Origin of the sequence: Nocardia sp. AB354 (assembly GCF_049538315.1) — a bacterium.
Taxonomy (GTDB): domain Bacteria; phylum Actinomycetota; class Actinomycetes; order Mycobacteriales; family Mycobacteriaceae; genus Nocardia; species Nocardia nova.
Genome location: NZ_JBMVFU010000011.1, coordinates 232,876 through 241,417, shown reverse-complemented (window position 1 = coordinate 241,417; position 8,542 = coordinate 232,876). Strand labels below are relative to the sequence as shown.

General features: G+C 68.3%; 12 protein-coding genes. 9 read left to right on the top strand and 3 right to left on the bottom strand.

Annotation, left to right across the window (positions count from 1 at the left end):
- Together ACPCUW_RS18600 and rsmD are read left to right on the top strand one after the other, a co-directional pair.
- Nucleotides 1-172 (top strand): biotin/lipoyl-containing protein (locus tag ACPCUW_RS18600; RefSeq protein ID WP_423426147.1); only part of this gene is annotated, 172 nt, incomplete at its 5' end.
- Between the two features lie 102 nt (nucleotides 173-274).
- Nucleotides 275-832 carry a 16S rRNA (guanine(966)-N(2))-methyltransferase RsmD gene (gene rsmD, locus ACPCUW_RS18595; RefSeq protein ID WP_423426125.1) on the top strand — a complete coding sequence of 186 codons (558 nt, stop codon included), beginning with the start codon at nucleotides 275-277 and terminating at the stop codon, nucleotides 830-832.
- 81 nt (nucleotides 833-913) lie between these two features.
- Here the strand turns inward: rsmD and coaD are convergent, their stop codons facing one another.
- The 3 genes from coaD to ACPCUW_RS18580 form a co-directional block, all read right to left on the bottom strand.
- Nucleotides 914-1,399: a pantetheine-phosphate adenylyltransferase gene (gene coaD, locus ACPCUW_RS18590; protein WP_030513019.1), complete on the bottom strand. Its 486-nt coding sequence runs from the start codon at nucleotides 1,397-1,399 to the stop codon at nucleotides 914-916.
- 45 nt (nucleotides 1,400-1,444) lie between these two features.
- Entirely contained in the window at nucleotides 1,445-2,464 is a 1,020-nt protein-coding gene (locus ACPCUW_RS18585; RefSeq protein ID WP_423426123.1) for a hypothetical protein, read from the bottom strand.
- Between the two features lie 297 nt (nucleotides 2,465-2,761).
- Entirely contained in the window at nucleotides 2,762-3,277 is a 516-nt protein-coding gene (locus tag ACPCUW_RS18580) for a GtrA family protein (protein WP_423426146.1), read from the bottom strand.
- Nucleotides 3,278-3,528: 251 nt separating this feature from the next.
- On the opposite strand from ACPCUW_RS18580, the gene ACPCUW_RS18575 reads away from it, so the two are divergent.
- The 7 genes from ACPCUW_RS18575 to ACPCUW_RS18545 all read left to right on the top strand — a co-directional run bounded on the left by ACPCUW_RS18575 (nucleotide 3,529) and on the right by ACPCUW_RS18545 (nucleotide 8,522).
- Nucleotides 3,529-4,275, top strand: a complete 747-nt coding sequence (locus ACPCUW_RS18575; RefSeq protein WP_063018054.1) for a DivIVA domain-containing protein — start codon at nucleotides 3,529-3,531, stop codon at nucleotides 4,273-4,275.
- A gap of 96 nt (nucleotides 4,276-4,371) precedes the next feature.
- Entirely contained in the window at nucleotides 4,372-5,031 is a 660-nt protein-coding gene (locus ACPCUW_RS18570; protein ID WP_063018052.1) for a YceD family protein, read from the top strand.
- A gap of 2 nt (nucleotides 5,032-5,033) precedes the next feature.
- Entirely contained in the window at nucleotides 5,034-5,216 is a 183-nt protein-coding gene (gene rpmF / locus ACPCUW_RS18565) for a 50S ribosomal protein L32 (RefSeq protein ID WP_030513024.1), read from the top strand.
- A 23-nt stretch (nucleotides 5,217-5,239) separates the two neighbouring features.
- A complete protein-coding gene (rnc, locus tag ACPCUW_RS18560; RefSeq protein WP_063029135.1) occupies nucleotides 5,240-5,995 on the top strand; it encodes a ribonuclease III in 756 nt (251 codons plus the stop codon).
- The gene (gene mutM, locus ACPCUW_RS18555; protein ID WP_030513026.1) at nucleotides 5,995-6,852 is read left to right on the top strand and encodes a bifunctional DNA-formamidopyrimidine glycosylase/DNA-(apurinic or apyrimidinic site) lyase; all 858 of its coding nucleotides are present in this window, start codon (nucleotides 5,995-5,997) and stop codon (nucleotides 6,850-6,852) included. The genes rnc and mutM overlap by 1 nt, the downstream gene beginning before the upstream one ends.
- Nucleotides 6,853-6,915: 63 nt before the next feature.
- Nucleotides 6,916-7,497: a dihydrofolate reductase family protein gene (locus ACPCUW_RS18550; RefSeq protein ID WP_423426120.1), complete on the top strand. Its 582-nt coding sequence runs from the start codon at nucleotides 6,916-6,918 to the stop codon at nucleotides 7,495-7,497.
- Nucleotides 7,497-8,522 carry a PHP domain-containing protein gene (locus tag ACPCUW_RS18545; protein ID WP_423426118.1) on the top strand — a complete coding sequence of 342 codons (1,026 nt, stop codon included), beginning with the start codon at nucleotides 7,497-7,499 and terminating at the stop codon, nucleotides 8,520-8,522. The genes ACPCUW_RS18550 and ACPCUW_RS18545 overlap by 1 nt, the downstream gene beginning before the upstream one ends.
- The last annotated feature ends 20 nt before the right edge of the window (nucleotides 8,523-8,542 follow it).

Here is an 8,542-nt window from a genome sequence, read left to right as displayed (position 1 = left end):
TACGGTCGCCGCCGGTGACACGGTCGGCACCATCGAGGCCATGAAGATGGAGGCCGCCATCACCGCACCCCGCGCCGGAGTCGTCGCCCGCGTGGCGATCGGCACGGTGCAGCAGGTGGAAGGCGGCGACCTGCTGGTGGAACTGCGCATGAACGAGACATCGGCCGAATGACGATGCCGGTCATCCACATTCGTGCGCGGGACGAGGGCCGGCCGTGATCGGTCACGGACCGGCTCGCGCTTGCCCTCGGCTTGCCGTGGCGGGGGGATCGCGGTGACCCGGATCGTCGCGGGCACGGCCGGTGGTCGGCGACTGCGGGTTCCGCCCGCGGGGACCAGGCCGACCTCGGACCGGGTGCGGGAAGCGCTGTTCAACGCGCTTTCCGCGCGCATGGATTTCGACGGCATCCGGGTGCTCGACCTCTATGCCGGGTCCGGCGCCCTCGGTCTGGAGGCGCTGTCGCGCGGTGCGTCTCATGCGCTGCTGATCGAATCCGATCGCAAGGCGGCCGCGGTGATTCGCGGCAATATCGCGGATCTGGATGTGCCCGGCGCCGAATTGCGCCTGGGCACAGTCGCTTCCGTGCTGGCGACAGCACCCGCCGAACCGTACGACCTGGTGCTGTCCGACCCGCCCTACGCGGTCGCCGACGCCGCTGTCGAGGCCGACCTGCGGGCGTTGTCGGCCAACGGCTGGTTGTGCGGGGACGCGCTGATCGTCGTCGAGCGGTCGGCGCGATCACCGGAAACGGCATGGCCCGCAGGCTATTCGGCGTTGAAGTCGCGCCGATACGGCGAAACTCGCGTCGATCTGGCGGAATACCACGGATAATCCCGGCCTCGGGCTCGGTCGACGGTCGTTCCGCCGGCAAGGCCTGCCGCCGCGGTGGCTCCCGCCGCCACGGCGACCGACTCAGCCGCGGCGTTCGGCGATGCGGGCGAGCAGGCGTTTGTGCACGGCCGGTGGCAACATGCCGGTGACGTCGCCGCCGAAGGTCGCCACCTCCTTGACCAGGGAGCTGGACAGGAAGCTCAGCGCCGGGTTGGTGGCCAGGAAGTAGGTGTCGACGCCCGAGAGGTGCTTGTTCATCTGGGCCATCTGCATCTCGTATCCGAGATCGGTGGCATCGCGCAGACCCTTGACCATGGCGGTGATGCCCTGTTCGCGAGCGAAATCGACCAGCAGCCCGTACCAGGATTCGATCCGTACGTTGGGCAGATCGGCGGTCGCCTCGCGCAACATCTCGATCCGCTCGTCGACGCTGAACATGCCCTGCTTGCTCTTGTTGATCATCACGGTCACGACGACCTCGTCGAACTGCGCAGCCGCGCGCGAGATGACGTCGATATGCCCGTTGGTCACCGGATCGAAGGACCCGGGGCACAGTGCTCCAGCCATGCAGCGACGCTAACAGGTCGGGGCGGGCCGAGCCGATCGTGGTCGTCACAGCGCACGCAGCCGCAGTGGCGTCGGCGCCGGGAGGGGCGCGGGGCGGATGTAACCCCGGGAGCGCTGCTCGCGGGACCGGCTCAGCGCAGCGTGCACGCGTTCCGCGGTGCCTCCCGTACTCAAACCGCGCCAGGTGGTGCGGACCGGCTGAAATCCATAGCGCCGCAACACCGCATCCGGCGGGCGGCGCGACAGACCGCCATGCGCCCCCGCTCTGCTCGGGCGGTCCCCATCGACCTCGAGCACCACCCCGGTTCGGCCGAGATACAGGTCGGCCGCCCCCAGCACTCTCCCGTCCTCGGCATGGATCACCCCACCCGCGGACGCCGGCGGGAAGCCGAGCAGCCGCAGCAACACCCGGATCCGGGAGTGGTCGACTCCGGCGCTGCGCGGATCGAGGAAACCGATCACGTGCCGGGCGCCGTCGACGCCGCGCCGGCCCCGGGCGCAGGCCAGTTCGCGCGCCAATGCCGATGCGGTGATGCCGAATTCGCGAGCGAGGGCATCGCCGACGACGACCGCCGATTCGAACGGAAGGGTGCGAGCCAGATCGACGACCGTGCGGGCGGGACTGGTGACCAGCAGCCCGTGCCGTTCGGCCACTACGGCGACGGGCGCGCAATGCACCTGCAGATTCGGTTTGATGCGCCCGCCGTGGCGTCGATTGCGTGTCACGTGCACGCGGTCCAGCAGTGCCGGCGACATCGGCGCACCCAGCACGACCGCCGCCGATTGGTGGCTCACCACGGCATCGGCCGCCATCTCCGGCAGCAGTGCGGCCACCGCCAGCCGGTGCCGTGCCACGCCGTCCAATTCCGCGAGGAGCGAGGCCTCGGCGTACGCCCCGCGCCGCACCCGCCGCCAGTTCCCGATCGCGCACCGCCGCCGGATCTCGTCGTCGCCGACCCCCGCCGAGACCGCGTCTCGGCGCCGGTGCAGTCCGGCGACCCCGCCCTGGACCGTTGACCGGCTTGCGCGGCACAAGGTTTCGGCACGCGTGTCGCGGTGCGTCATTGCGGGTCCTGGTACGGCCGGGTGCGGCGCGGGCGAGGGAGAAGAGGACAGGGGACCGGTACCCGCGGGCGCGGGGAGGTGGCCGAGCGCAGACCGGCCCGCCAGATGATGGGGCTTCCCGGACAGTGGTTCTCCGAACGGTGGTGCATTGCCGAACCTCCCACGATGAGAACTCGCAACGACGTTTGCTGAGTTAGGACGTGGGGTAAGGAGACTCGGTTCCTTACACAGATGACCAGGTTGCAGCCGCACCCCGTCCAGGAATGCCCGGCGATCGGAACACCGCGATCAGAACAGTCAGAACACCCAGAGCCGCAGCGTGAGGAAGCGCAGGGTGCCGACTCCGGCGGTGATGCCGATGACGGCGATCGCCTCGGCGACGTCGTCGAGGCCGGGCGCCGCGATGTCGAGCACCGCCAGCGCCCCCGAGGTGATGGCGAGTCCGGCCAGCGCCAGTCCACCGCCCTCGAGTTGGGCGGTTAGCCAGCCGACCCGGTCGGCGGCGTGGAAGGTGAGGCGGCGGTGCAGTTCGTTGGCGAGTGCCGTGCTGACGATGGATCCGGTCAGGTTGGCCAGCTGCGGCCCGCCGCTGTAGCAGGCCAAGAAGAGCAGGAAGTAGCCGATATTGCTGAAACCGCCGACCAGCGCGAACCGGACGAGTTGCGACAGCCAGTGGTCCCCGCGCAGATAGTCGGCGAAGCGCGAGGCGAGGCGGCCGACAACGGGCGGGGACTGCTGCGGCTCCGGCGTCTCGGCCGGCAGTTCGCTGCGCACGATGGATACGCCCGGATCGGGCTGTGGGTTCACCCACATACCCGGAGGTGCCGGATAAAGGACAACCATTGTCGTTCCGATCGCACAGTGCCGGACGCCGAGGGTGACGGGTTCCGGCTGGTCTACCGCTCAGTAGAAAAAGATAGCACCAAGCGGAGAGATTTCCTCCACTTGATTTGTGTGGGATAGGAAACACCATCCGACACACCGAAGGTGATCTGGGCAGACACGCGGGATGCGGGCACACTGGGCCGAGAGCAGTAGTTCGGCACGAGAGTGGGGTCAGCAGGATGTATCGCGTATTCGAGGCACTCGACGAACTGGTCGCGATCGTCGAAGAGGCGCGGGGTATCCCGCCGACTCGCAATTGCATCGTGCCTCGCGGTGATGTGCTGGAACTGCTCGACGACGTGCGTGAGGCGCTGCCCGGCGAACTCGACGACGCCCAGGACGTGCTCGACCACCGCGACAAGATCGTCTCCGATGCCCGCAATACCGCCGACGCCACGGTGACCGGCGCGAACGACCAGGCCGAACAGACCGTCGCCGGCGCCCGCGAGGAGGCCGACCGGCTGCTGGCCGACGCCAAGGCTCACGCCGACCGGATGGTCGCCGAGGCCCGCGCGCATGCCGATCACCTGGTCGCGACCGCACAGGCCGAGGCCGACCGCATCGTGACCGACGGTAAGGCCGAGTACGAGGCGCTCACCGGCCGCGCCCGCACCGAATCGGAGCGGATGATCGCGGCGGGCCAGGCCTCCTACGACCGATCGGTGGCCGAGGGGCAGGCCGAACAGGAGCGCCTGGTCTCGCAGACCGAGGTGGTGCGGGCCGCGCACGCCGAATCCGCGCGCCTGATCGACGCCGCGCAGACCGAGGCCGACCGGCTACGCGAGGAATGCGATCACTATGTCGATTCCCAGCTCGCCGATTTCGAGGAGACGCTGCACTCGACGCTGCGGACGGTGGGCCGTGGTCGCCAGCAATTGCGTTCGGGGACCGGCATTCCGGACTACGCCGCCGACTTCCGGCGCTGATCTGCCCGCGCTCGTTCCGGGATTTGGGGGGATCGGCGCAGTTCGCGTACTGTGGAGTGGTTGCCCAAACCCCCTCGAAACGTGAGTGAGTGTCCGATGTCCGCCCAGTCCGGTCCCGGTTCGCGTCGTCGTCAGACCGACGCGGATTTCGTGCTGGACACCCGCAGTCTGGGGCGCGCCCCGGGCTCGATCCGGCGGGTGCATCGGGTCGTCACCGCCCCCGAGAAGATCGGCTTGGACCTGATCGCGATCCCGGCCGGTGCCGAGATCGACCTCGATCTGACCCTGCAGGCGGTCTCGGAGGGCGTGCTGGTCACCGGTTCGGTGTCGGCGCCGATCGAGGGGGAGTGCTCGCGCTGCCTGGAGTCGTTCACCGACGATCTGGAACTCGAGATCACCGAACTGTTCGCCTATCCGGACAGCGCGACCGAGCAGACCACCGAGGAAGACGAGATCTACCGGCTCGTCGATGACATGATCGACATCGAGCCGGTGGTCACCGACGCCGTCGGTCTGGAATTGCCGCTGCAGCCGCTGTGCGAACCCGATTGCGCCGGGCTGTGCCCGGAATGCGGTGTCCGGATGGCGATTGCGGGTCCGGATCACACGCATGAGATACTGGACCCTCGCTGGGCGGGGCTTGCGAAATTCGCGAGCGAAACCCCCAGCTCCGGCGTCTCCGACGCCCCATCAGACGTAGACCGATCTCTTGCCGACCGCCATGGTTCGGCAAGTTCGACGACAGAGGAGAAGTAGTCGTGGCCGTTCCGAAGCGCCGGATGTCTCGTGCCAACACCCACTCGCGGCGCAGCCAGTGGAAGGCCACCGCGCCGACCCTGATCACCTGCCCGAACCGGGCGTGCGGTCAGAAGACCCTCCCGCACATCGCGTGCCCGAACTGCGGTACCTACAAGGGCCGCCAGGTCACCTCGGCCATCTGATCTGCCGATCGGGTAGCCGCGAAGTGACCGCCGGTAAGGACGAAGCGGACGCACCCGCAGCGGGCGATGCCGCTGACCACGCCAGCCTTCTGGAAGCGCTCGGCGTGGAGGTGCGCCCGGACCTGCTCCGGCTGGCGCTCACCCACCGTTCCTACGCCTACGAGAACGGTGGGCTGCCGACCAACGAACGCCTGGAATTCTTGGGCGATTCGGTTCTCGGTCTGAGCATCACCGAGCGCCTGTACCTCGAGCATCCGGAGAAATCCGAAGGCGAGCTCGCCAAACTGCGCGCCAGTGTGGTGAACATGCATGCCCTGGCCGAGGTCGCGCGCGGCCTGGGTGAGGGCGGCCTCGGCCGTCATCTGCTGCTCGGTAAGGGCGAGGAACTCACCGGCGGCCGGGACAAGGCGAGCATTCTCGCCGATGGGATGGAGTCGCTGCTGGGTGCGGTCCATCTGCAACACGGCATCGAGGTCGCGCGCGGAGTCGTGCTGCGGCTGTTCGCCGAACTGCTCGAACGCGGTCCCCGGATGGGCGCCGGCCTGGACTGGAAGACCAGTCTGCAGGAGCTCACCGCGGAACGCGGCATCGGCGTGCCCAGCTACGAGATCACCTCGACCGGTCCCGACCACGACAAGGAATTCACCGCCACCGCGGTGATCGGTGGCCAGGCCTACGGGCAGGGCGTCGGCCGGTCGAAGAAGGAAGCCGAGCAGAAGGCCGCGGGCGCTGCGTGGCAGGCGCTCACCGCGGACGGTTCCGCCGAAGCCGGTGACTGATGCCCGAACTGCCCGAGGTCGAGGTGGTCCGGCGCGGACTCGAGGAGCACGTCGTCGGCCACGTCGTGGAATCGGTCCTGGTCAAACATCCGCGGTCGGTGCGCCGCCACGAACTCGGCGGTGACGATCTGGCCGGGCGGATGGCGGGCCTGCGGATCGAATCCGCCCGCCGCCGCGGCAAATTCCTCTGGCTGACCTTCGACGATCCCGATGCCGCACTCGTCGTTCACCTGGGGATGAGCGGGCAGATGCTCGTACAGTCCGCGCAGGCGCCGCTGGAGAAGCACGCGCATATCGTCGCCGGACTCGACAACGGCACCCAGCTGCGCTTCATCGATCAGCGCACCTTCGGTGGCTGGGCGCTGAACCGGCTCATCGCTCTCGACGGTGAGGAACTGCCGGAATCGGTCGCCCACATCGCGCGCGATCCGCTCGACCCCCGTTTCGACACCGAGGCCGTGGTCGCGCGGATGCGGACCAAATCCTCCGAGATCAAGCGGGTGCTGCTGGATCAGACGGTGGTCTCGGGCATCGGCAACATCTACGCCGACGAGGCGTTGTGGCGAGCGCGCATCCATGGCGAACGCCCGGCCGCGGCGCTCACCCGGCCCGCGCTGCGGCGGCTGCTGAGCGAGGTGCAGGCGGTGATGGGTGCGGCCCTCGACGCCGGCGGCACCTCCTTCGACGCGCTGTATGTCAATGTCAACGGCAATTCCGGATACTTCGAGCGGTCGCTGGCCGCCTACGGCCGCGAGGACGAACCGTGCCGTCGCTGCGGCGCGCCGATCCGCCGCGAGAAGTTCATGAACCGCTCGTCCTACTCGTGTCCGCGCTGCCAGCCGAAGCCCCGGCGATAGCGGCGAGCACGCGCTAAATTTGCGGTGTGTCCGATAAAGCCACTTCGTACGAAGGGAGAGCGGATGCGCAAGCTCACCTACTTCGTGGCCTCGACCATCGACGGGTATATCGCCACCTCGGACGGATCGGTCGACTTCTTCCCGGTCGGCGGTGACCACGGCCCCGCCATCACCGCGCAGTATCCGGAGACTGTACCGACCAAGATCCGGGAATCGCTCGGGATCGACAGTCCGGGCGAAAGTTTCGACACCGTGATCATGGGACGCAAGACCCACGATTTCGGGGTGCGGACCGGCACGTCGAGCCCGTATTCACATCTGCGGCAGTTCGTCGTGTCGACCACCCTGCCCGGCGATCCGGATCCGGACGTCGAGCTGATCTCCTCCGACCCGCTGGGGCGCGTGCGCGGGCTCAAGCAGGAGAAGGGCTCGGGTATCTGGTTGTGCGGCGGCGGTGAACTGGCACAGGCGCTGCTGCCGGAGATCGACCAGATCTTCCTCAAGTTGTATCCGATCGTGCTGGGACACGGCCGGCCGCTGTTCGGCGCGGGGCCGCGGCTGCCCGAGCCGGCGCTGTTCCGGGTGCTCACCGGCCGGGTGTTCGAGGACGGAGTGTCGTTCATCAAATACAGCCGGTTGCCCTAGTGGGCGGCCAGGTTCCGGATCCGGTGGCCGCGCTGCGCGAGATCGCGTTCTGGATGGAACGCGATCGCGCGCAGACCCATCGCGTCAAGGCCTACCGGCGGGCGGCCGATGTGGTGGCCGAGCTGTCGGACGCCGATTTCGATCGCTACCGCGAATCCGGTGCCTGGCAGGAACTTTCGGGCATCGGCCCGAAGACCGCGGCGGTGATCGAACAGGCGTGCGCCGGCGCCGTACCGCAGCGACTGACCGAATTGCGTTCCGCCGCAAAGCCGATCGCACCCGCCGGTGGCGAGGTCCGCGCGTTGCTGCGGGGCGATCTGCACACCCACTCCGACTGGTCCGACGGCGGCAGCCCGATCGAGGAGATGATGCGCACCGCGCAGGCGCTGGGCCACCAATACTGTGCGCTGACCGATCATTCGCCGCGGTTGAAAGTCGCCAACGGACTCTCCGCGGAGCGGTTGCGCCGCCAGCTGGACGTAATCGCCGAACTCAACGAGCGGCTCGCGCCGTTTCGCATCCTCACCGGTATCGAGGTCGACATCCTCGACGACGGCACCCTCGACCAAGAGGCCGAGCTGCTCGCTCACCTGGATGTCGTTGTGGCCAGCGTGCATTCGAACCTGCGCGCCGACTCGGCGACCATGACCAAACGCATGGTGTACGCGGTGGCGAATCCGAACGTCGACATCCTCGGCCACTGCACCGGGCGATTGGTCGCCGGTAATCGCGGCATCCGGCCGGAATCGTCGTTCGACGCCGAACTCGTCTTCGAGGCCTGCCGCCGGTACGGGACGGCCGTGGAAATCAACAGTCGTCCCGAACGGCTCGATCCGCCGAGCCGGCTGCTGCGCCTGGCCGTGGAGATGGGCTGCTATTTCAGCATCGATACCGATGCGCACGCCCCCGGCCAGCTGGATTGGCAGGGCTACGGCTGTGAACGTGCCGCGGCGAACGAGGTCCCGGCCGATCGCATCATCAACAGCCTGCCACTGGACGAACTCCTGGCGTTCACCGCGCGGTGACCCCTCGCGGCGAACCGGGC